The organism is Flavobacterium sp. CFS9 (assembly GCF_041154745.1).
Taxonomy (GTDB): Bacteria; Bacteroidota; Bacteroidia; order Flavobacteriales; family Flavobacteriaceae; genus Flavobacterium.
Window position 1 is genome coordinate 852,768 of sequence record NZ_AP031573.1, and the last position, 21,513, is coordinate 874,280.

Annotated in this window: 21 protein-coding genes and 1 riboswitch; of the genes, 16 read left to right on the top strand and 5 right to left on the bottom strand. The window is 36.2% G+C overall.

All coding sequences use genetic code 11. From position 1 onward, the window contains the following. Positions 1-73 precede the first annotated feature (73 nt). Genes ACAM30_RS03685 through ACAM30_RS03705 form a run of 5 tightly spaced genes read left to right on the top strand, consistent with a single transcriptional unit; the run spans position 74 to position 4,324 of the window. A complete protein-coding gene (locus ACAM30_RS03685; protein WP_369617287.1) occupies positions 74-949 on the top strand; it encodes a protease complex subunit PrcB family protein in 876 nt (291 codons plus the stop codon). 8 nt (positions 950-957) lie between these two features. Further along, positions 958-1,356 (top strand): hypothetical protein, encoded by a 399-nt coding sequence (locus ACAM30_RS03690; RefSeq protein WP_369617288.1) that lies wholly within the window; start codon positions 958-960, stop codon positions 1,354-1,356. A 50-nt stretch (positions 1,357-1,406) separates the two neighbouring features. Continuing rightward, the gene (locus ACAM30_RS03695; protein ID WP_202702918.1) at positions 1,407-1,958 is read left to right on the top strand and encodes an RNA polymerase sigma factor; all 552 of its coding nucleotides are present in this window, start codon (positions 1,407-1,409) and stop codon (positions 1,956-1,958) included. Then, complete coding sequence (locus ACAM30_RS03700) at positions 1,955-3,751, top strand: hypothetical protein (RefSeq protein ID WP_369617289.1); 1,797 nt, start codon at positions 1,955-1,957, stop codon at positions 3,749-3,751. Before ACAM30_RS03695 ends, ACAM30_RS03700 begins: the two co-directional genes overlap by 4 nt. A 51-nt stretch (positions 3,752-3,802) precedes the next feature. Beyond that, on the top strand, positions 3,803-4,324 hold the full coding sequence (locus ACAM30_RS03705) for a MepB family protein (protein WP_369617290.1): 522 nt from the start codon (positions 3,803-3,805) through the stop codon (positions 4,322-4,324). A 73-nt stretch (positions 4,325-4,397) separates the two neighbouring features. Here the strand turns inward: ACAM30_RS03705 and ACAM30_RS03710 are convergent, their stop codons facing one another. Beyond that, a complete protein-coding gene (locus ACAM30_RS03710; protein WP_369617291.1) occupies positions 4,398-7,841 on the bottom strand; it encodes a T9SS type A sorting domain-containing protein in 3,444 nt (1,147 codons plus the stop codon). A 419-nt stretch (positions 7,842-8,260) separates the two neighbouring features. On the opposite strand from ACAM30_RS03710, the gene ACAM30_RS03715 reads away from it, so the two are divergent. From ACAM30_RS03715 to ACAM30_RS03730, 4 genes are all read left to right on the top strand, one after another. Next, on the top strand, positions 8,261-8,737 hold the full coding sequence (locus ACAM30_RS03715; RefSeq protein WP_264531155.1) for a copper resistance protein NlpE: 477 nt from the start codon (positions 8,261-8,263) through the stop codon (positions 8,735-8,737). A 39-nt stretch (positions 8,738-8,776) separates the two neighbouring features. After that, positions 8,777-8,989, top strand: a complete 213-nt coding sequence (locus tag ACAM30_RS03720; RefSeq protein ID WP_369617292.1) for a hypothetical protein — start codon at positions 8,777-8,779, stop codon at positions 8,987-8,989. A 53-nt stretch (positions 8,990-9,042) separates the two neighbouring features. Then, the gene (locus ACAM30_RS03725; RefSeq protein WP_369617293.1) at positions 9,043-9,624 is read left to right on the top strand and encodes a pseudouridine synthase; all 582 of its coding nucleotides are present in this window, start codon (positions 9,043-9,045) and stop codon (positions 9,622-9,624) included. 109 nt (positions 9,625-9,733) lie between these two features. Further along, positions 9,734-10,192 (top strand): tRNA (cytidine(34)-2'-O)-methyltransferase, encoded by a 459-nt coding sequence (locus ACAM30_RS03730; protein WP_369617294.1) that lies wholly within the window; start codon positions 9,734-9,736, stop codon positions 10,190-10,192. A 62-nt stretch (positions 10,193-10,254) separates the two neighbouring features. Here ACAM30_RS03730 and ACAM30_RS03735 read toward each other — a convergent pair whose 3' ends face one another. The 3 genes from ACAM30_RS03735 to ACAM30_RS03745 form a co-directional block, all read right to left on the bottom strand. Beyond that, the gene (locus ACAM30_RS03735) at positions 10,255-11,031 is read right to left on the bottom strand and encodes an ABC transporter ATP-binding protein (protein ID WP_369617295.1); all 777 of its coding nucleotides are present in this window, start codon (positions 11,029-11,031) and stop codon (positions 10,255-10,257) included. Positions 11,032-11,151: 120 nt separating this feature from the next. Continuing rightward, positions 11,152-12,120, bottom strand: coding sequence for an iron chelate uptake ABC transporter family permease subunit (locus ACAM30_RS03740; RefSeq protein ID WP_369618633.1), 969 nt, complete (start codon positions 12,118-12,120; stop codon positions 11,152-11,154). A 65-nt stretch (positions 12,121-12,185) separates the two neighbouring features. Next, entirely contained in the window at positions 12,186-13,328 is a 1,143-nt protein-coding gene (locus ACAM30_RS03745) for an ABC transporter substrate-binding protein (RefSeq protein WP_369617296.1), read from the bottom strand. Between the two features lie 178 nt (positions 13,329-13,506). On the opposite strand from ACAM30_RS03745, the gene ACAM30_RS03750 reads away from it, so the two are divergent. The 7 genes from ACAM30_RS03750 to ACAM30_RS03780 all read left to right on the top strand — a co-directional run bounded on the left by ACAM30_RS03750 (position 13,507) and on the right by ACAM30_RS03780 (position 20,924). Further along, on the top strand, positions 13,507-13,869 hold the full coding sequence (locus ACAM30_RS03750) for a DUF5522 domain-containing protein (protein ID WP_017498679.1): 363 nt from the start codon (positions 13,507-13,509) through the stop codon (positions 13,867-13,869). A 155-nt stretch (positions 13,870-14,024) separates the two neighbouring features. Beyond that, positions 14,025-14,534 carry a bifunctional adenosylcobinamide kinase/adenosylcobinamide-phosphate guanylyltransferase gene (gene cobU, locus ACAM30_RS03755; protein ID WP_369617297.1) on the top strand — a complete coding sequence of 170 codons (510 nt, stop codon included), beginning with the start codon at positions 14,025-14,027 and terminating at the stop codon, positions 14,532-14,534. A gap of 124 nt (positions 14,535-14,658) precedes the next feature. Beyond that, positions 14,659-16,338 carry a nicotinate-nucleotide--dimethylbenzimidazole phosphoribosyltransferase gene (cobT, locus tag ACAM30_RS03760; protein ID WP_369617298.1) on the top strand — a complete coding sequence of 560 codons (1,680 nt, stop codon included), beginning with the start codon at positions 14,659-14,661 and terminating at the stop codon, positions 16,336-16,338. Between the two features lie 71 nt (positions 16,339-16,409). Next, positions 16,410-17,195 (top strand): adenosylcobinamide-GDP ribazoletransferase, encoded by a 786-nt coding sequence (locus ACAM30_RS03765; protein ID WP_369617299.1) that lies wholly within the window; start codon positions 16,410-16,412, stop codon positions 17,193-17,195. Then, positions 17,180-17,713 carry an alpha-ribazole phosphatase gene (gene cobC / locus ACAM30_RS03770; protein ID WP_369617300.1) on the top strand — a complete coding sequence of 178 codons (534 nt, stop codon included), beginning with the start codon at positions 17,180-17,182 and terminating at the stop codon, positions 17,711-17,713. Before ACAM30_RS03765 ends, cobC begins: the two co-directional genes overlap by 16 nt. Before the next feature lie 67 nt (positions 17,714-17,780). Further along, positions 17,781-17,984: riboswitch (cobalamin riboswitch) on the top strand. Positions 17,985-18,010: 26 nt separating this feature from the next. Then, on the top strand, positions 18,011-19,864 hold the full coding sequence (locus ACAM30_RS03775) for a TonB-dependent receptor plug domain-containing protein (protein WP_369617301.1): 1,854 nt from the start codon (positions 18,011-18,013) through the stop codon (positions 19,862-19,864). Between the two features lie 4 nt (positions 19,865-19,868). Continuing rightward, positions 19,869-20,924, top strand: coding sequence for a YncE family protein (locus ACAM30_RS03780; RefSeq protein WP_369617302.1), 1,056 nt, complete (start codon positions 19,869-19,871; stop codon positions 20,922-20,924). A gap of 154 nt (positions 20,925-21,078) precedes the next feature. Here ACAM30_RS03780 and ACAM30_RS03785 read toward each other — a convergent pair whose 3' ends face one another. Next, positions 21,079-21,441 (bottom strand): winged helix-turn-helix transcriptional regulator, encoded by a 363-nt coding sequence (locus tag ACAM30_RS03785; protein ID WP_369617303.1) that lies wholly within the window; start codon positions 21,439-21,441, stop codon positions 21,079-21,081. Positions 21,442-21,513: the final 72 nt, after the last annotated feature.

Genomic DNA, 21,513 nt, shown 5'->3' on the forward strand with positions numbered 1-21,513 from the left:
AATAAATTAAAAAAATCACGCAACCATTTCCAAAAGAAGACATCTACTAATTATAAACTATTAAAATATTGTTATGAAAAAATTAATGCTAAGCTTGTTTATAGCTTTTGGATTCAGTGCCTGCTCCCTTAATAATGAAGATATGAATGTGGTTTGCGGAGAAAGTGAAGACTTAGCTTTTACAGGAATACCACTTTTATGCAACTATAGTGTTAAATCTTTACCTACCAATCCTGTTGCATTTTTAGCAGCCTCTGAAGAAAGATTGAATGCTTACTTCACCAAAAAAGAGAATACATGTCCAAACGCTACTATTACACCAATCGATTTTAATAAAGAAATGATCGTTGGTATTTTCTCAGGACTTAAACCTACAGGCGGTTTTAAAATTAAAATAACCAGTATTATTCAAAACAAATGTCAGATTCTGGTTAATTACTACGAAAAAGAACCTGAAGTAGGCGAGACAGTTGCTCCCGGGGCAACGTATCCGTCAGATTTCATTTTGATACCAAAAACGACAAAAACAATACTGTTCAATAAAGTAGCAGACAACCGTGACAATATCGTAATTGGAAGTTTCAGCGGTCAGTGTACAGGTGCTGACTGTCAAAAATTCTATCAGATCAACGATTTTAATATTCAAAAATTCTTAAACGTTAAAGCCGGTGCTTACGATTTCGATCAATACCGATATACGGCAACTACTAAAAAAGGAGATTACACACTATTCCTAAAATCGGTACCTGCTGAAATTTTAGCTTTAAAAGGAAAAACTAAAACGTATGGTTCACCGGACGTTGCAGATCAGGGAGGAGTATATTTTGAATTGCGTCAGGGTATAACGGTTACTAAAATTACAATCGACAACAAAGATACTGCCGATCAAAGTGCCGAAATAAAAGCATTCAAAAAGGCTATTCAGGATAAAATAACAAGTCTAAAATAATCTGATTTATGAAAAAATATTTCTTATTTATCATCGCATGCGGTCTCTTTTCATCGGCCTATTCAGTAGAATCTACGGGTATGAATTCGGGTTCGATTGTAAACACCTGGATTTGGGAAAAATCGATTGGAGGAAGCAGTAATCCTTATACGGCAACTCCTAAAACAATCGGATTTAACAAAAAAGTCGTTTTTACACCAAACGGAAGAGTAATCACGTACAAAAACAATGTTGAAATAAGAAATAGTTCCTATACCATTGAAAAAGGTATAGGTTACTTTGATCAGGCCCAACATGACTTAATCACTTTTGAAGGCAAGACTTACATCATAGAAAACCTTGACAATCAAAACCTAACCATTGTCAGCAATAATACCGATGCATCTCGTACTATTTACAAAAGATAGTTTTATACGCTTATAAAAACTATTTTTGCAAAACCAAATAAACCACTTTTTTGAAAGACGATTTAGAAAAATACATACGACTGTGCATCAAAAATGACAGAGAAGGACAACTGAAAATCTATCAGTTGTTCTCTCCTGTTTTATATGGTATATGCCTGAAGTATATGAGAAATGAAGACGATGCCAAAGATGTATTTCAGGAGGCTTTTGTCATCGTTTTTCAGAAAATCGGCCAATATAAATTTGAAGGAAGTTTTGAAGGCTGGCTAAAACGTATTTTCATTAACAAGTTGATTGAAACCCTGAACAAGAAGAAAAAAGAGAGTTTCTTTTTGGATGTTTTTGATCCGGATACTGATTTTGTTGAAGAGGAAGAATTGGATATTGCTCCGGTCGAACAGGAGAAACTACTGGAATACATTCGGGATCTGCCGGATCAGTACCGCACCGTTTTCAACCTGTATGTTTTTGAAAAACTAAAGCATAAAGAAATAGCCGAACTTTTAAAAATCTCTGAAGGAACATCAAAATCAAATCTAAATCGGGCCAAAAGCATTTTGCAAAAAAAAATAATGAGCATAAAAAATTTTAAAATAGCATGAAAAAGCAAAATATAGAAGATCTTTTTTCATCAATGGAAAACTTTTCAAGTGTTCCGCCTCCTGAATTATGGAGTCAGATTGAAGAAAAATTAGACCAACCCAAAAAGAAAAAGAAGAAAGCTATTCTTTGGTGGTCGGCTGCTGCATGCTTATTATTGGGCTTACTACTTCCTTCTGTTTTACATTTTACCTCAACGTCGGCAATCAAAACAGTAAAAAATGGCTCGATAGAAAACAATAGTGTGGTTCTTGACGAGAAAGAAGACAATGAAAACTCTAACAGAACAATTCAAAGTAAAGAAAAAAACCCTGTTGTAAATACCCCTCAGGAAAAATCAAACAATACAGTTAGTAATTCTTCTCTGAAGAACAGTACTAATTCGCCTGAGCTTACCATCAAAAATCACAATCAAAAAACGGCAGTTGCTCATTCTGATGTAACTAATAAAGCTAATTCAGGGAATGCGAATCTGAACTCAACTCTTCAAAAGAGAAATGAAGATCCTACTACAACCCAAAAAGTAATGGTTTCTGCAAAAACAAATACGGCTCAGTCAAATCCGTTAAATGCATTCAATTCTGCTTCATCAAATCAATTTTTAAATACAGAACCAAAAAATTCAAATCAAAATGTGGCTGAGAAAGTATATACTGTCAGTAAAAACAATGGATTTGGTTCTTATTCAAAAAATCAACCTTTAAGTGCTGACAAAAAAGCTGCTAATCAAATATTAGCGGAACAAACTTTTAACGCAGGAAAGACAAATCCTTTCCATTCAAATTCAAAAAACAAGGTTTCTGGTTCTGTTTTCGAAACGCCATTGACCACTAAAAATAACTTTAGTACCGCTTTAAGCACTGTGAACCCGCTTTCTGACAAGCATCAAAAAACTGCTACTGAAAATGCATTTCCCGGCAGAGAGTTAACGGGTAATTCAAAAAACAATTCGAAATTCAGTACGGTTTTAAGCAAGCAGGATTCGGTTCAGCTGGCAGAACTTCAAAACTTAGAAAAAGGCATTATTAATCCGGAGGGGAAAAACGAGAAAGAAAAGAAAACAGTCCTTTCAAAAGGAGAAAGATGGGCAGTTGAAGTTTTTGCCGGATTAGCTAACTCGGAGAATTATAAAAATGACAAAACGCTGGGTAATGTAAACGACTCGAAACAGGGAAGCACTTACGGTGTTAAAACAAAATATAAAATCAACAAAAAATGGGCTGTTGGTTCAGGTTTTAAAATCAACGAACTGGGACAAAGTGTTGCTGATGTTTCGTATATAAGTAATGGTCCGTCGAATGCTGCTTTGACATCTAATGACTATTTCAATCAAAATGCAACCGTAGTTGCGGCATCCCCTCAAATTAGTACTAATTCCGGTTATATATTTGTTTCTAAAGCCACTACGAATGCATTAAAGCAAAACAATATTGAAAGTAATACTATTGAAAGCGGAAAACTGGACCAAAACTTAAGATATATCGAAATGCCTTTGGAGGTTTCTTATTCTGTTTTCAGTAAAAACAGAGCCAATATCAACATCAATACAGGTGGTTTTGTGGGCAAACTGATTTCCAACAACATGGCTTTAAACGGAAATTCGATCGGTCAGAATGTTGATGCTAATGATTTTATTTACGGTTCTACCCTGAGCAGTACTTTACAATATCGTGTTTACAAGAAAACGAGTGTTTTTGTAGAGCCGGCCATGAATTATTATATCAATCCGTTAAACAATCAATCTTTTAATCAGTTTCAATGGGGATTAAATTTTGGATTGAATGTTACTTTTTAGAGTTCTTTTTGTGGTAGTTTTACCAACAATTACTTAAAAAGAAACAAAAAAATGATCCTCAAAAACAAATGGACTGATCCGGAGTCATTACCGAAAGATCTTACTATTGCCAAAGAAATACTTTACGATTGTTGCAATTTTGATGTCACTCAACCTGAACCGGAAGAAGAAAGTAGCGAGTACGATGCTTACCGTTTTCGATTGAATCAGAAAAACATTTGTTACAGGAAAGCGAAAATCACGCCCACCAAAACAGGGCAATTTGTAACTTTATGGAAACGCAATACGGCAGGAATTATTGAGCCCTTTGATTTCACAGACGCTATTGACTTTGTAATTGTCAGTGTTCGAAAGAACGAATTCTTTGGGCAATTTGTTTTTCCGAAAGCTGTTTTATTAGAGAAAGGTATTTTTACCACTCCGACAAAAGAAGGCAAAAGAGCCACAAGAGTATATCCACCATGGGATGAAACAACAAACAAACAAGCTCAGAAAACTCAGCAATGGCAATTGAATTATTTTTACTCTATTACACCCGAAGCCAATCTGTCACAATTCAAAGCGGTATTTTAAATATAAAAAAAGCAGTCCAAATTTAATTCTGGACTGCTTCTTACTTCTTACTTTTTACATTTTACATTACGTTTTACTTTTTAATAATCTTCCCTTTATAAACTACTTTATTGTTCTCAGTTAGGGTATAAAAGTAAATCCCCGTTTGCAAATAACTTACCGGAACAGCCGTAGTACTTGCATCCTGTGTAGCATTAATGTCAACCGGATTTCCCAGTAAATGACCTGAAACATCGTAGAATTTCAACTTTAGTTTTTTATCTGTATTCGTTTTTACAACCACATTCACCACATCAGTAGTTGGATTCGGATAAGCGTGAACCGCATAACCGTTTTTGGTCTCAAAATCGATAGTCGACAGATTCGACGCTTTCAATTCAAAACGGGCAATTACCGGACCGTGATCTGAAGTGGTATTCGTATAATTGTTAATATCATTACGCGGATCATAAACGGCAGTTGAATTTGCAATGTACTGGTCATTTAATTCATTTGAAATCATAATATGATCTAAAAATCCGCCTGAGCTTAAATAACTGTAGGCTCCTGCTTTACTGATTTCTAAAGTAAGCGCATTATAATTGGTCTGATCGTCAACAAACATCTTATAAGAAGAAGGATTTGGACTAATAACTGATTTACTTACATCATCGTTATAGTCTCCCAAAATAATCAGATTAGAGTTGGCATAGTAACGATCCAAACTGTCTTTCAATACTTGCGCATCGTATTTACGCATATTGTATTTATTCATATCAGATCCGCTGTTGGCACGTGCGTGAAGATCTACTAAATTAAGCAGCTTTTTTACACCACCAATGTTTGTTTCAATTTGTACCATGTAAGGCAAACGACCTGATGAGAAAAAATCTCCATTATCACCATCAGGACTTGGATAATTGTTTAGTGTAACCGTTTTAGCACGTAGTTGATCGTATAAATCTTTAAACATCACTTTGGTATTTTTTACCGTTGCTGTCTGTGTATTATAAATCACTACCAATTTCTGAGGTGGAAAATTTGGATCTGCGGGATTAAACGAATAGGACCATGAAGGTGAAATTACTTTGTCGAACGTTTTCCCGTTAACGCTAATTTTTTGCACTAAAGCATCTAAAGCCGGCTCATCAGAAACCTCCTGAACTACATAAACATCGGCATTTAATTTGTTCATTACTTTAGCCACATTCTCAATTTGCAAAGCATCATCAATAGGACCAAATTCTTTATTAGACTTGTCTTTTACATCTGTACCAAAAAACTCTAAATTATAGGTTACGATATCAAACGTATCTGCTTTTGGAATAGAAGAACCGGTAAACGAACCAATTTGCTTGTTTAAAGCAGTTCCTGTAACTGTTAACACACCTGAAATTGTTAATGCTTTTACAGATGGTACAAACCTCGCATAAATCTTTTTGTTTGTTGCAGCATCAGCTGAACTTACTACTACAGTCGATTGAAACGAAGTACCGTCTAAGGACAACTGAAAATCTGCGGGAGCAGTAACGGTAATATCTCCATAGCCTTCGGCCTTAAGTGAAAAAGCTTCAGTTCCCGAAACTCCATTTACATTTACATCTCCAAAATCTAAAACAGGATTTGCATCTATATAACCCGTTGCATTGGTGATAGCAAAATCATCAAATGACCATTCTGCAGCATTGTTTGCTCCTCCGGCTGTAGTTTCATACACCCAGGCCAGATAAGTATGACTTGTTTTGTAACTGTCTAATTTAATGTATTGCGATTGTGTATAGGTTCCTGTTATAGTCGGAAATTTACCGTCAATTACGGTCCAGGTTGCATTTTCAGGATTACTTTTTCCATCATAATCGGTAGAAACCATTAATTTCAGATCAGTACCCGCATAAAATTTACGGGAGTAAAAAGAAAGTAAAATTGCTTTATCAAATTTAGCAGTATTATCTAAACGCAATTTTGGAGAAATCAGCCAGTCTTTACTAGCTCCGCTATCGGAATAGCCATTCATGATTACCGCTCCTGTTCCCGAATTTATGTTTCTCGCCACAGTCGTTGAAGTCCATTTATTTGCAGTACCGGCAACATTGTATTGCGTCCACCCGCTATTGCTTAAAACATTTGCATCGTTAAAACCTTGTTGGTACGGATCAATTCCTACTCCTGTAAGCGTCACTGTTTTAGTTGTGGCTCCGGTCGCGTCATGTGTTATTTGTCCTGAAAAACTTCCAATAGCATCCGGTGTAAACCTCACATAAACCGTTGGTGTAGCTCCGGAAGCAAAATCAACCGCAGGGTAAGAAACCGAAGTGCCAAATGTAGTTCCGTCTTTTGAAATGGTAAATTTTCCAGTAGCTGTTACTGTAACCGGAGTCGAGATATTGGTTCCCTGAATTTGATAACTAAAATTATCGGAGTCAAAATTTGACTCCGAAAATCCTAAATCAAGTGTACTGCTTGAAGTGGATAAAACAGGAACTACAACATTTGAAGTGGTTACATCTATTTTATTTACTGTCGCCTGAATGTTCCCTGCAGTATCCTCTGAAACAGAGTAAACCGAATAAGAAGTATTACTTGTCAAGCCGGTAAAACTTTTTGTATATACCTGAGAAGCATCTGTAACATCTAAAATACCAGACTGCAAAGCAGCAGTTCCGTTGGCATCAAGACCCAATTTTATCTGAGCGGCTGTCGGTTCAGCACTTCCTGAAGGCAATAAAACAAAATAAGTTTTCCCTGTTTCATTTAATTGATTTAAAAAATTAAAACTGTCTGACAAAACAGTATCTGTCTTAGGATACCCCACCCCATTTATAGGCGCAACAATATCACTTCTGACATCAATATTATCAATCGCAAAAGACTGACGCGATCCTGTTGAACCTGACTTCAATCTTGCAATCCATCTTATCTGAACTATCGCCTGATTATCACAATCTGAAGGCAAGGTTACTATAATTCTTGTTGTTTTATTATCCAAAGGAGTTGTAACAGCTGAAGTCTGCTGTGTCGTACTGCTATTAGAATAAACTTGAGAGGATGAGGATACAGTAACAAAAGCACCAGTAGTTCCAACTCGATATTGCAAAGCCAGTTCCTGAAGACGATTGTTAGTTGTACCGTCAAAAACATTACGAATTATCATCGCGTCGTACTCCACTTTTATAGCTTTATTATTAAGACTCGAAAATGCAAATCCTATTGTTAAATCAACGGAAGTTGTATTTAAGAAACCTATTTTGCCATTGTAATTGTAGATGTTTCCGCCATTGACAGCCGCTGTACCGTTTGCTGTTAAATTTTTGTCACCAACTAAGGTAGTATTGTATACTCCTGTATTCTGAGTAGAGGCAGCTGACCATCCCTGAAATCCTGCCGGGTATGCTGTTGAGCCGGCAACTAAAGCATCAAAATTTTGTGTGTAAGGCAAGGTCTGAGCTGCCGGCATTGTCTGCGCAACAAGACTTAGCGAACAACAACCAAAAAAACATAAAAAAGCCAGAAGCTGGCGAGAAAGGTAAAGTTTTTTCATACGTCTTAATAAAATAGTGTTTTTAGAAGTCAAATTTATATTCTTTAAAGTTAACAGAATATTGTGAAAACTTAAACTTATTGTATTGCAGTTTTGTGAAAATTTTCAAACAAAAAACAAATTATCCGTTTATTATTCTAATTATCCTCAGAACTAACGGGGCTTCACAAGACATTTTGTTTTTGTACGAATTAAGAGGTTATTAAAATTTAACACGTTATTTCTTTTTTAAATTTCTTTGTCTGAAAAATCTATACGGCTTGATTTACCTGCTAAGTATTCTAACAATATTACTTTGTCTCATTAGTCTAAACTATTAGAGCATCTAAGACTGAAAAATGAATCATTTAATTTCGCTTTCTATTTATACAATTTTCTTCACCATTAAATCGTTTTAGGTTTAACTAATATGATACAACATGAAAAAGTTATTTATCTTTTCGGCTCTATTTTCTCTGCTACTGTCCTGCAATACAAAAACAACTAAAGAAAACAACACTACAAACAAGGAAACGGTCACTAAAACCAACAACAGTTTCAGCAAAACAGCAATCTATGAAGGAATAATTCCGTGCGCTGATTGTAGCGGAATTCAAATGACCTTGAAAATCTACACCGATTATAGCGTTTCACAGAACAATAAATTTGAACTAATAAGTGTCTATCAGGGAAAAGAACCCGGAAATGTCTTTACCCAGAAAGGTAATTTTAATACCGAAAGAGGATTAGATAAAGATCCGGACGGTACAATTTATGTCTTAAACTGGGATCAGCCGGAGGAAAAACAACTGTACTATGGCTATTATAGTTCAAATCCTGAAAAGATCTATCTACTGGATAAAGACAGAAAAAGGATTAAATCTAATCTAAATTACTTTTTGACTTTAAAGAAATAATTTCTTTAACAATAGTTACTAACGATTCAATACAGAATTATGAACTTCTTCAAAATCAAAACTTCCTGGTCTAATGCTGAATTTATTGGAATCAAATTGTGCATCGCTTCAGCTTACGTATTAATCGGAAGTTACTTTCATGATTTTTTCAAAAATTATTATTTCCCAATTCTAGTCCTATTTGCAATTACGGCAATCTGGTTTGTCCTGCAATGGCTAAAAAAAATGAAGCATGAAAAATCTAAATCTTAAGATTTCCTTTTAAACTCTGCAAACAAAGTTATCTTTGCAGTCAAAAAACAAATATGCATCATCATTTCATTCTTTTTAAACCTTACGGCTATCTAAGTCAGTTTATTTATGAATTGAAGAGAAAGAAAAAGCTTTTAGGTGAATTATACCATTTCCCTGAAGGTACTATGGCCATCGGAAGACTAGACGAAGATTCTGAAGGTTTACTATTATTGACGACAGACGGTATGGTAAGCGAACTGGTAAGAAGCAAAAAAGTAGACAAAGAATATTATGTTCAGGTCGACGGAATCATCACTCCAGAAGCAATCGAGGCCTTACAAAAAGGCGTTGAAATAGGTTTTGATGGCGGTAAATACAAAACCAGACCCTGCACTGCTTTTATCGTTACTGAAATTCCTGACTTTGGTCCAAGAGCCAAAAAAATCAGAGATGAACGTCATGGCCCAACTTCCTGGGCTTCGATTACGATAAGAGAAGGAAAATTTCGTCAGGTTCGAAAAATGACCGCGGCGGTTGGGTTTCCAACTTTAAGACTGGTTCGTGTTCGCATAGGAAATGTATCTTTGCAAAACTTAAAAGCTGGAGAAGTACTGGAAGTGACTGATTTTAACTTAGATAATGGGGTAATTTGAAAATCAGACAATTCGATAATTAGATAATGTGATAATTATTAAAAAAACAAAACACTTGCCCAAAACTCACATTTCACAACTCATAACTCATAACTCATAACTCAAAAAAATGCTAAACATAGTTCTTGTAGAGCCTGAAATCCCTAATAACACCGGAAACATTGGACGTTTGTGTGTGGGTACAGAAAGCAGATTACATTTAATTCACCCTTTCGGATTTGTAATTAACGATAAAAACCTGAAGCGTTCGGGACTGGATTACTGGGTACATCTTGACGTTACCGAATACCAAAATATAGAAGAATGGATTCAGCAGATTCCGGATCAGTCACGTGTTTTTCTGATGAGTTCCCATGCCGAAAAATCATATCTCGAAACCGATTTTCAGGATGGAGACTGGCTGGTATTTGGTAAAGAAAGTGTAGGTTTAAGTAAAGAAGTTCTGGCACGTTTTGAGAATCACCTAACCATTCCCATGTCAAAATTAATCCGAAGCTTTAATATTGCCAATTCTGTGGCTTTTGTGGTGGGAGAAGCAAAAAGACAAATCGGACTAAAAAATAGCTAATCGGTAATTCCTTTAGTTTTAAACGTTATTCCGGTCACTTTGTAAAGTATTCAACGAGTCTGCTACGTAATTACGAACTTTCCTTTTTCGGCATCAAAAATAATATGCTCGTCTTTGAATAGCGTTGCAAAACTCCCTTTTGAAATTAAATTGCATGGTGCATCCTGTACTACCATTTCAGGAGTCATGATAATCATTTCGTCACTCAACTGAATTGCCAGATCGATATCATGAGTCGAAAATAAAATACATTTCTGAGTTTCCTCTGTTAGTTTTTTGAGGAGTTTGAACAGCGAAACTTTGTGCAGTAAATCAAGATGTGTTGTCGGCTCGTCCAGAATAATCAACGGAGTATCCTGTGCCAAAGCTCGCGCAATTAAAACCTTCTGTAATTGTCCGTCACTAATTTCGAAATGTTTTTTCCGAGCCAGATGCTCGATTTGAGTCAACTCTAAAGCTTCCTGAACTTTCTCGATATCAGTCTGACTTAAAGTACCAATCCAATTAGTGTAAGGCTGACGTCCTAAAGCTACTAATTCGAAAACAGACAAATTACTTGGCGGTAGCTTTTCGGTTAAAACTAAGCTTAAATTTTGAGCCAATTCCAAAGGCTTATAGGCACTTATATTTTTTTCATTTAGAAAAACATGTCCTTTTAACGGCTGTTGAATTCCGGTAATCGTGCGAAGCAAAGTCGATTTCCCAATTCCGTTTGCACCAATTAACGAGATGAGTTTTCCCGAACTTAAATTCAAATTTAAATTTTCGGCAATGGTTACAGTTCCTTTCTTGGACTTGTAGCCGATATCGAGATCTTTTGTTTTTAAAATAGTAGTCATTGTTTAAAGGTACTAAGGTTCTAAGCTGCTAAGGTTCTGAGTTTCTTCTTCACCTCCTTTAATTTTTAAAAATCAATCTGCGAAAATCCGTTGAATCCGCTTAATCTGTGGCTAATTTATTTACTGGAAATTTCTTTTACGCATGAGCAGCCAAACAACAATTGGAGCACCAATTATAGAAGTAATTGCATTAATAGGCAGTGTGGTTTCTAGTCCCGGCATTTGTGAGGCCATATCGCAAAACAACATAATTATTCCTCCGTAAAAAAATGTACTCCAGTATAAAACCGTGTGGTTACTCGTCTGAAAAGTGAGTTTTGCAATGTGTGGCACTGCCAGACCAATAAAAGCAACCGGTCCTGCAAAAGCAGTGACACTTCCGGCCAGAATACTTGTAGCGAAAATAATTATCAATCGGGCTCTCTTGTAATTCAACCCCATACTTTTGGCATAATTTTCCCCTAAAAGCAAGGCATTTAAAGGTTTAATACTTCCGGCACTCAAAAACAGACCAAAAGCAACACAAACCGCCAAAATCGAAATTGAAGTCCACGAAAGATTTCCAAGACTTCCCAAAGACCAGAAGGTAAATTTTTGTAATTGTTCTGCCGAACTAAAATAGGTCAGCACCCCAACAATAGCACTGGTAAAACTCCCAAACATTAATCCGACAATTAAAATTGCCATCGTATTTCGTAAACGCTGTGCTACCAGTAAAACGAGTAATAAAACCAAAACACTTCCTATTGTCGAAGCCAGTACAATTGCATACGGCGACAATAAAATCGAGTTTAAAAATGAAGGCAGAAAACCTGCCCCTAAAATCACTATCGCAACTGCCAGAATTGCTCCCGAACTTAAACCTAAAACATCTGGTCCTGCCAACGGGTTTCTAAACAAAGTCTGCATCAGCAAACCGCTCACCGATAAACCAATACCCACCAACATGGCTGTAATAGCCTTAGGCAGACGATAATTGACAATAATATATTCCCAAGTCGATTTACTGGCATGGCTTCCCGTCATACTGTTATACACTTCCTTAAAAGGTATGATTACGGATCCCAAGCTAATGTCTAAAAAGAACATAAACACTAATGCCAGACCAAGTACCGAAAACAGTATTATATTTCGTTTTTTATGAATCAATGAACTTAGTTTAATTTAGAGGCAAAAGTGAATTCGTAACTTGGCAGTAACTCCGGGTGAAAAATCTTGATATAATCTTTCAGTACTAAATCAGGACGGCTTGGTGCCAGCTCATAATAAACTGTTCCACCGGTCGCGCCAACCTTACCTTCAAAAGTATACACATTTTTAGATTTGAAAGCATCAAACTCAGCATAATGCGGGTTAATTTTTCCAAATTCATCTAAACTCTTAAAAGAACCTGAAGCAATCCAAAAATTGGCTGTTTTGGCTTTCACTAAAACTTTTTCAAAAGACAAGCCTTCGCTTCCTGTACCTTTCAAATCGGCCCATAAATAATTCGCCTGAGCATCTTTCATAAACTGCGCCACCCAGCTGTTCCCTTTGGCCACATACCAGATATCTTCGTACATAGAACCGTATAAAACACTTGAAGTTGCCCGTTTGCCCGCTACTAATTTTTTAGCCTGGTCATAACTCAAAACAATTTTATCAAACAACTCTTTCGCCTGCTCTTCTTTTCCAAATAAAGCACCATAAAGTTTGATCCACTCTGCTTTTCCAAGAGGAGATTGCTCCATCCAGTCGGCCTGAATCAAAACATTTAGACCGCTTTTTTTCAAATTATCAAGCATCGCATTGTTATTGTCTACTCCAAAAGTCACTATTAAATCCGGAGAAAGCTCTATCAACTGCTCGATATTTAATTTTTCATTTTGCCCCACATTTTTAACGGTACCTTTGTCTATTAATACTCTGGTTTTTTCTGAGGAAATGTAATCGGTATGCGGAAAACCGACCAATTTATTTTCTACTTCCAACATTTCCAAAAACGGAATGTTAGTAGTTGAGGTCACCACGATTGACTCCAAAGGAACTTTGATAGTGGTATACTTTTGTAAACTGTCCGGTACTTTCGCTTCTTTCTCTTTCAGTACATAAGTAAACTTTGTATGGGCATCCGGCCAGGGATCTGAAACAGTTACTACCGAATATCCTTCGTGCTTTATAATCGAAAGTCCCGATGCATATTCGATACTATTTTTTTCAGTTTCTGTTTTTACAATCTCCGAAGATTCCTTTTTTTTGCATCCGATTAGAAGAAAAAAAGGTAAAACAAAAATCATTTTTGGCAGTAAATGTCTCATATATAAGTTCTATTATTTTTTTAAAGGGCTCAGTTTCATCACGCTGCTTTTATGGCACATAATTTGACTCGTCTTCCTTATAAATTTTACAATTTCATTACTGACAAAGGTAACGCAATTTCTATTTTTTTTATCTACCTTTATTCCTACAAAATCAAATAAACATCATTTTTCCCTAATGAATCCCATAAAAACCAAAGTCTGCTCGAGCTGTGAATCTTCTTTCAGCTGTGGAGATACTTCAAATGAAAACAAGTGTTGGTGTAATGATTTCCCCCCTATTTTTAATCTTTCCGAAGGAGGCGATTGCCTTTGCCCCGTTTGCTTTAAAGAAGCCTGTGAAGATAAAATTGACGCTTACGTAGAAACGCTTACCCCGCAAAAAGCACTTAAAAATAAAGCCATATCTTTACCCAAACAAGAAAAGCTAATCGAGGGAATTGATTATTATTTAGAAGACGGAAATTATGTTTTTAAAGCCTGGTTTCACTTAAAAAGAGGAAGCTGCTGCGGAAACGAATGCCGGCATTGCCCTTATTAACAGTTATGAGTTGTGAGTTATTACATACAGATCCCTTAAAATCTTAAAACCATAACTCACAACTCATAACTCAACAAAAGCTTCGACTTCGCTCAGCCTGACATTCGACTAACCCAAACAACTCACAATTTACAACTCATAACTCATAACTAAAAATGATCTACCTAATTACCGGAGGCGAACGATCAGGAAAGAGCAGTTACGCTCAAAATCTGGCCTTACAACTTTCAGATACACCTATATATGTAGCGACAGCCCGAAAATGGGACTCTGATTTTCAAAACAGAATCGACAGACACCAACAGGAACGTGACGAACGCTGGACCAATATTGAAAAAGAAAAATACTTAAGCGAAATTGATTTTTCCGGAAAAGTGGCTTTAATCGATTGCGTTACCCTCTGGCTGACCAACTTTTTTGTCGACCATAAAAATGACGTTACTTTAAGTTTAGAGGAAGCAAAAAAAGAGTTCCTATCCATATCGCAACAGGAAAATACTACTCTGATTATTGTCACCAATGAAATCGGAATGGGTGTCCATGCCGAAACTCATATTGGCAGAAAATTTACAGAATTACAGGGCTGGATGAATCAGTTTTTAGCCTCACAAGCAGATGAAGTGGTTCTCATGGTTTCCGGAATTCCGGTTAAGATAAAAGGATAGTGATGAAAAGAAATTCCAAATTTTAAATTCCAAATTCCAATACGATACTTTATCTTTACGGTTACTATTTTCCAACCCCAGAGTTTTGGAATTTGGAATTTAAAATTTGTAAAATAATCTTTTTATGAGCCATTTAGACGATATCCTAAAATCACGTCGTGATACCCGCCATTTTACAAATGACGAAGTTCCTGATGAAGTCATTCAGAAAGCACTTCAGGCCGGACATTGGGCACCGTCAGTTGGATTAACAGATGCTACCCGATATTATCTTATTAAGTCTCCTGCTGTTAAAAGTGCCATCAAAAATCTTTTTTTAGATTATAACAAAAAGGCCGAGGAACTTACTGACAGTCACGAACAAAAGGAGCACTATAAATCCTTAAAACTGGAGGCAATCGAAGAAGCTCCAATCGGGCTCATTATTGCCTATGACCGATCTGTACTGAACCAATTTACCATTGGAACGGTTGGCAGCAATGAAGCGGTAAAATTCAGTTCGGTTTGTGCTGCTCAAAATATTTGGCTCTCTCTCACTGAGCAGGGTTACGGAATGGGCTGGGTGTCTATTCTAAACTATTATCAATTTAAAAAGATTCTCGATTTACCTGAAAATATTGAGCCGTTAGGGTACTTCTGCATCGGAAAACCTGCTACGAATTATGATAATCAACCCATGCTGCAGCAATTGCACTGGAAACAAAAATCAGAGGCTCCGGATTGTACAGAAATCAAAACTACCGTTGAAAATCTAATTCCGGATTTAAATTTAAGTCCAAAAACAGAACAGTCAAAAGATTTTAATTTCAGCACTCAGCTACAAGACAAAATAGATTCGAAGACCAAACCCATTGGCGCTCTGGGAACTCTTGAGACTTTAGCCTTTCAGATGGGAACTGTTTTTGAAACGTTAAACCCAAAAATCATAAATCCTGCTATCGTCGTTTTTGCTGCCGATCATGGCATTGCCAATCATGGCGTAAGCGCTTACCCGCAGGATGTCACAAGACAAATGGTGACTAATTTTCTGGAAGGCGGAGCTGCTATTAATGTCTTCTGTAAGCAAAATGACATTCAGTTATCCATTGTTGATGCTGGTGTTAATTATGATTTTCCAACCAATGCCAACCTGATTAACGCCAAAATAGCCAAAGGAACGCAATCCTTTCTACACCTTCCCGCAATGAGTGAAGCAGAGTTACAATTGTGTTTTGAAAAAGGAAAAACGATTGTGGAAGACCTTGCAAGAAAAGGCTCCAATTGTATTGGTTTTGGCGAAATGGGAATTGGAAACACCTCTACCGCCTCGGTATTGATGAGTCTTCTAACCGGATTCTCTATCGAAGAATGTGTTGGAAAAGGAACGGGTGTTGAAGATGAAAAATTACTTCAAAAACAAAACTTACTGCGAAAAGCTATTGAAAATTATACCGGTCCGGCCGAGTTAAAACAACAGCTGGCTTATTTTGGAGGTTTTGAAATTATACAAATTGCCAGCGGAATGTTAACTGCTTTTGAGAACAACATGCTCCTTCTGGTGGATGGCTTTATTTGCAGTACGGCCTTTTTAATCGCTTCAAAAATAAATCCTGCTATTCATAAAAATGCAATCTTCTGTCATTGTTCCGCTGAAAAAGCGCATCAGAAATTATTAGATTATTTAAATGCTAAACCTATTCTGAATCTGGATTTACGGTTGGGTGAAGGTACAGGCTGCGCGATCGCCTTTCCAATTCTGAAATCAGCTGAAGTTTTTCTGAATGAAATGGCCAGTTTTGAAAGCGCGGGAGTGAGCAGGAAATAAGTTTTCAGTCTCTGATTACAATCTCAGTTTATAATTTTATCCTTTAATTTTGCCCTAATCAATTATCTTAAATGAAAAAAGAACTGCATATTTTCTTTACCTGTTTAATGTTTTACACCAGAATCCCGTGTCCTAAAAACATCAATCATGATCCTGACTATTTAAATAAGGCAACACGTTATTTTCCTTTTATTGGCTGGATTGTTGGGAGCATTTCCTTTCTGGCTTTTTATCTTTTCTCTCTTTTTCTATCTATTGAAAGTGCCGTTCTTTTGGCTATTATCGCCTCAATATTAACCACGGGAGCTTTTCATGAAGACGGTTTCGCTGATGTCTGTGATGGTTTCGGAGGCGGGTGGACCAAAGAAAAAATCCTTCTTATTATGAAAGACAGTGCAATTGGTGCTTACGGAGCCATTGGTTTAGTTTTATTATTTCTATTGAAATTCAAACTGCTTTCTGAATCCATTTCACTTTTTACTACTAACATTTTTCTAATTTTCCTCTTATTCATTTCGGCCCATTCCTTAAGCCGTCTCGCAGCAATATCTATTATTTTCACACATGAATATTCCCGTGATGATGCTACGAGTAAAAGCAAACCTATAGCCAAGAAACACAGTTGGAAAGAAATTACAGGCTCGTTCTTCTTCGGATTGATTCCAATACTGGTACTTTCTTTTTTTCAGCACCAATTTCTTTTAGCGATTCTTCCGGTATTTATCATGCGTTATTTTCTAGCCCGCTATTTCCAAAAATGGATTGATGGTTACACAGGCGACTGTTTGGGAGCAACGCAACAGGTTTGTGAAGTTGTTTACTATTTAAGCATTCTGTTGATATGGAAATTTATCTAATTCGTCATACGGAAACAACCTGTGAAAAAGGAATCTGCTACGGTCAGACTGATGTAGATTTGGCTATTCCATTCGAAGAAATCTTTAAGGATATTGTCTCGCAATTACCTCACGGAGCCTTACTCTTTTCAAGTCCATTGAAGCGTTGTACTATACTGGCAGAATACATTCAGAATACTATAAAACCCGTTTCCTTTATTACTGACGATCGTCTGATGGAAATGAATTTTGGCAATTGGGAATTGAAAAACTGGGATACAATTCCGGCGGAAGAACTTAATCCCTGGATGGAAGATTTTGTTACCACGCAAGTCCCAAATGGGGAGTCCTTTACAGCACTTCATGAAAGAGTAGGTACATTTTTACAGGATTCTGTTTCCAACCAAACTGGTCCTGTAGTCATTGTCTCACATGCAGGTGTGATCAGAAGTATTTTATGTCATCAGTCCGGATTACCACTAAAAGACGCTTTTACCAATAAAGTAGCGTTCGGACAGGTTATTAAAATAGTGATTTAAATTATCATTTCTTCAGAATCACTCCCTAAAACGAAAACAAATTTGAAAATTCAATAATTTTAACTTTATCTTTGCACAAAATTAAGGTTGTGTTCATTCATACACATTAAAAGGGAATCAAGTCATAAATCTTGAGCTGTACCCGCAACTGTAAGCTTTGTTCTGAAAAGAATGCTTGTTGTTAACTACAAAACCACTGCTCGCTCTGACGAATGGGAAGGTAAACAATAAGACGCAAGCCAGGAGACCTGCCTTTGTAATCAATATCGAGCTCTCGGGAAAAAGAGTGTAGAAATTATGACTTTAAAAAAACTTTTTGCTCTTTGTTTCTTATTGTTGTGCCAGATTACCGTGGCGCAGAACGATTCTATTACGAAACTTAAAACGGTCGTCGTTTCTGACGCCAATCTTAAAAAATACTCCAATTCACAATCGGTTTTAAAATTAAATGACTCTGTTATTGGTAAAAATGAAGCCTTACTAACGGATTTATTAAACTTTAATTCAACCATTTATTTTAAAGAATACGGTCGTGGAATGCTTTCTACCGTAGCGTTTAGAGGTACAACAGCCTCACAAACGGCGGTGATTTGGAACGGAATCAACATTAACTCTCAGATGAACGGAAGTACCGATTTTAATACCATTTCCGGATCCGATTACAATTCTATCAGTGTAAAAGCAGGTGGAGGAAGTGTTATTTACGGCAGTGGAGCCGTTGGAGGAACCGTACACCTGAATACGGATCTCGCCTTTTACAATAAGTTTGAAAACAGCTTAAGATTGGATTACGGAAGCTTCAATACTATCGGAATCAATTACAAAACAAGTATCTCCAATAAAAAATGGAGTACTCAAATTGGTTTTTCTAAAAACAGCTCTACAAACGATTATAAATACCTGAACCAATACAACTGGAAAGGCGAACAGCGCTGGAATCAAAACGGCCAATATGATGTTATTACCCTAAGCGCAAATGCAGGATATAAAATCGATGCCAAAAACAGTTTAAAGCTATACACCCAAACTTCAAACACAGACCGAAATACCTCATTAGTTTCGGAATCTGAAACTAAAAGCAAATATGTCAATGGTTTTAATCGGAACTTATTGGAATATGATGGTGATTTTGGCAGATTCAAAACCAATTTAAAAACAGCCTATATTTTTGAGAACTATAAATATTATGCCGACAATTCGAGCAATATTTATACGTACGGAAAAACAGAAAGCCTGACTACAAAAGCCGATTTAGGATATCAACTACTGGAATCACTGCAAGTAAATGGTATCCTGGACTACAATCGAACTAAAGGATACGGAAGTGGTTTTGGCGATAATGTGAGAGAAATAAGTTCTGCAGCTTTACTTATCAAACAAGATGTTTCCCCAAACTGGAAAAACGAATTCGGGGTTCGAAAAGAATTTACAGACAATTATAAATCACCGGTTCTGTTTTCGGCAGGTACTTCTTATCAATTTGGGAAACTGTACAATTTGAAATTGAATGTGTCTCGAAATTTCAGAATCCCAACTTTCAATGATTTGTATTGGGAAGAAGGCGGAAATCGTAATTTAAAACCGGAAAGTTCTTATCAGGCCGAAATTGGAAATGTTTTTACCGTTCAGAATTTTTCTTTGACTCAAACTTTTTACTACATCAAAATAAAAGATCTATTGCAATGGGTTCCCGGAACAAATGGGATCTGGATGCCTCAAAACACAGATAAAGTAAACAGTTATGGTGCTGAAACATTATTAAGCTGGAAGAAGAATTTTGGTAAAAACAACCTGACGGCAAATGCTACTTATGCTTATTCTGTTTCAGAAAATGTAGAAACTAAAAAGCAATTATTTTTTGTTCCTTTTCATAAAGTAACTGCTGCCATCGCTTACACAAGAAACAACTTTTCAGCTCATTATCAATTTCTTTATAATGGATTTGTTTACACACAAGCTGACAATGATCCTGAAAAAACTGTATCAGCTTACACTGTTTCAAACATTGGCATAGATTACGATTTTAAACTTTTATCTTCTTTCAAAGTAGGTTTTCAGGTTCTGAATGTATGGAATACATTTTACCAAAGTCTGGAACACCGACCAATGCCGGGAAGAAATTACAACTTGTACTTAAACTTTAAATTTTAATATAATGAAACTAACTAGATTATTCTTATTAGCATTAAGCGCATCGCTTTTTGTTTCTTGCTCTAATGACGACTCTGACGGACCTAAGGGAGTTTATGATAATGGCGTTTTCATCTTAAATGAAGGTAACTTTACTGACGGTGGCTCCGTTTCTTTCATATCTGACGATTTAAATACTTTCACGAAAGATGTTTATAAAACAGTAAACAGCAGTGATTTCGTTGGAAAATATCTTCAAAACATCTTTTTTGACGGAGACAAGGCATATATTATTGCCGGTGGTTCAAATGTTATTAATGTAGTCGACCGCTATAGTTTTAAATTGATTGCTAAAGTTGAAACTGGTTTAGCAGCGCCAAGATATGGGGTTGTAAAAGACGGAAAAGCTTATGTAACCAATGCAAATACCTATTGGTCTAAAACAAACCCGGCCGGTAACACCGACGATTTCATCGCTGTAATCAACTTGTCTACAAACAAAGTCGAAACTACCATACCGTTAAATACAACCGGAAATCATATTGAAATTTTCAACAACAAACTTTATGTAACAGAGCCTTACAACAACGATAAATTACTTGTGATTAATCCAACTACAAATAAACTGGAAACTCCTGTAACGATTGGATATGGCGCAGATACTATGGAAGTAAAAGATGGTATTTTGTACACTATCAGAAGCTCTTATGGGGAAAGAAGCGAAATTGTAAAAGTAAAGTTATCGGACAACTCTATCACAAAAATCACTTTCCCGGAGTCACTTGACGGGGTTAAGAACTTAGACATTTACAATAACAAGATATACTACACTTTAAACACTGCAGTTTATGCAATAGATTATACTGCAACTACAGCTTCAACTACTCCAATTTTTGAATACAGCTCAACTTCTGAGTACGGTAAAATGTATGGTTTTGCAGTAAATGACGACCGAATTTTTATTGCTGACGGAGGTGATTTCAAATCAAACAGCAAAGCTTACATCTACAATTTAAGCGGAACATTACAAAAGGAATTAACAGTTGGTGTTGGACCAAACGGTTTCTATTTCAATGATTAATTTTTAGAATTCATTTGATTTTTACCTTCATAAAAAAGGGATTGTCTTAAAGGGCAATCCCTTTTTTATTTTATTCACCGGAATGCAAATTAGTGATACAAAAAAGAAACATCAGGATTAGAAAAATGTATCGGCTTCAACAATCATCGTACTTTTACTGTTCAAACATCATCCCTCTATGCTTTCTGCCCCAAGACACCAATGCCGCGATTACAGATTTTGTTTCCAGACCATATGGGGTAACTGAATATTGGACCGTAACCGGTTTGGTATCCATCACTTCCCGATGAACAATTTTATTGATTTCAAGGTTCTTTAACTCCTTCGACAACATCTTTGCTGAAATGCCTTCGATATCCTTTTCCATTTTTTTAAATGTATTGTTATCCCCCTGACGCGTTATTAAGTAATGAACAATCAACAGACTCCATTTGCTGCTCAATATATCTATCGCATCCTGCATCGAACGAATATCGCCAGTACATCCCTCAGGATCTGTTTTTGGTTTCTTAATCATCAACTTACCTTTTAGTTACTAGTAACCTCTTATTAACCCATAGCAGATATACCGATTATTTCTTTGAACTTT

Coding starts and splice junctions, on each gene's coding strand:
- ACAM30_RS03685 (WP_369617287.1), top strand. CDS start 74: ATGAAAAAATTAATGCTAAGCTTGTTTATAGCTTTTGGATTCAGTGCC.
- ACAM30_RS03690 (WP_369617288.1), top strand. CDS start 958: ATGAAAAAATATTTCTTATTTATCATCGCATGCGGTCTCTTTTCATCG.
- ACAM30_RS03700 (WP_369617289.1), top strand. CDS start 1,955: ATGAAAAAGCAAAATATAGAAGATCTTTTTTCATCAATGGAAAACTTT.
- ACAM30_RS03705 (WP_369617290.1), top strand. CDS start 3,803: ATGATCCTCAAAAACAAATGGACTGATCCGGAGTCATTACCGAAAGAT.
- ACAM30_RS03710 (WP_369617291.1), bottom strand. CDS start 7,841: ATGAAAAAACTTTACCTTTCTCGCCAGCTTCTGGCTTTTTTATGTTTT.
- ACAM30_RS03715 (WP_264531155.1), top strand. CDS start 8,261: ATGAAAAAGTTATTTATCTTTTCGGCTCTATTTTCTCTGCTACTGTCC.
- ACAM30_RS03720 (WP_369617292.1), top strand. CDS start 8,777: ATGAACTTCTTCAAAATCAAAACTTCCTGGTCTAATGCTGAATTTATT.
- ACAM30_RS03725 (WP_369617293.1), top strand. CDS start 9,043: ATGCATCATCATTTCATTCTTTTTAAACCTTACGGCTATCTAAGTCAG.
- ACAM30_RS03730 (WP_369617294.1), top strand. CDS start 9,734: ATGCTAAACATAGTTCTTGTAGAGCCTGAAATCCCTAATAACACCGGA.
- ACAM30_RS03735 (WP_369617295.1), bottom strand. CDS start 11,031: ATGACTACTATTTTAAAAACAAAAGATCTCGATATCGGCTACAAGTCC.
- ACAM30_RS03740 (WP_369618633.1), bottom strand. CDS start 12,120: ATGTTCTTTTTAGACATTAGCTTGGGATCCGTAATCATACCTTTTAAG.
- ACAM30_RS03745 (WP_369617296.1), bottom strand. CDS start 13,328: ATGAGACATTTACTGCCAAAAATGATTTTTGTTTTACCTTTTTTTCTT.
- ACAM30_RS03750 (WP_017498679.1), top strand. CDS start 13,507: ATGAATCCCATAAAAACCAAAGTCTGCTCGAGCTGTGAATCTTCTTTC.
- cobU (WP_369617297.1), top strand. CDS start 14,025: ATGATCTACCTAATTACCGGAGGCGAACGATCAGGAAAGAGCAGTTAC.
- cobT (WP_369617298.1), top strand. CDS start 14,659: ATGAGCCATTTAGACGATATCCTAAAATCACGTCGTGATACCCGCCAT.
- ACAM30_RS03765 (WP_369617299.1), top strand. CDS start 16,410: ATGAAAAAAGAACTGCATATTTTCTTTACCTGTTTAATGTTTTACACC.
- cobC (WP_369617300.1), top strand. CDS start 17,180: ATGGAAATTTATCTAATTCGTCATACGGAAACAACCTGTGAAAAAGGA.
- ACAM30_RS03775 (WP_369617301.1), top strand. CDS start 18,011: ATGACTTTAAAAAAACTTTTTGCTCTTTGTTTCTTATTGTTGTGCCAG.
- ACAM30_RS03780 (WP_369617302.1), top strand. CDS start 19,869: ATGAAACTAACTAGATTATTCTTATTAGCATTAAGCGCATCGCTTTTT.
- ACAM30_RS03785 (WP_369617303.1), bottom strand. CDS start 21,441: ATGATTAAGAAACCAAAAACAGATCCTGAGGGATGTACTGGCGATATT.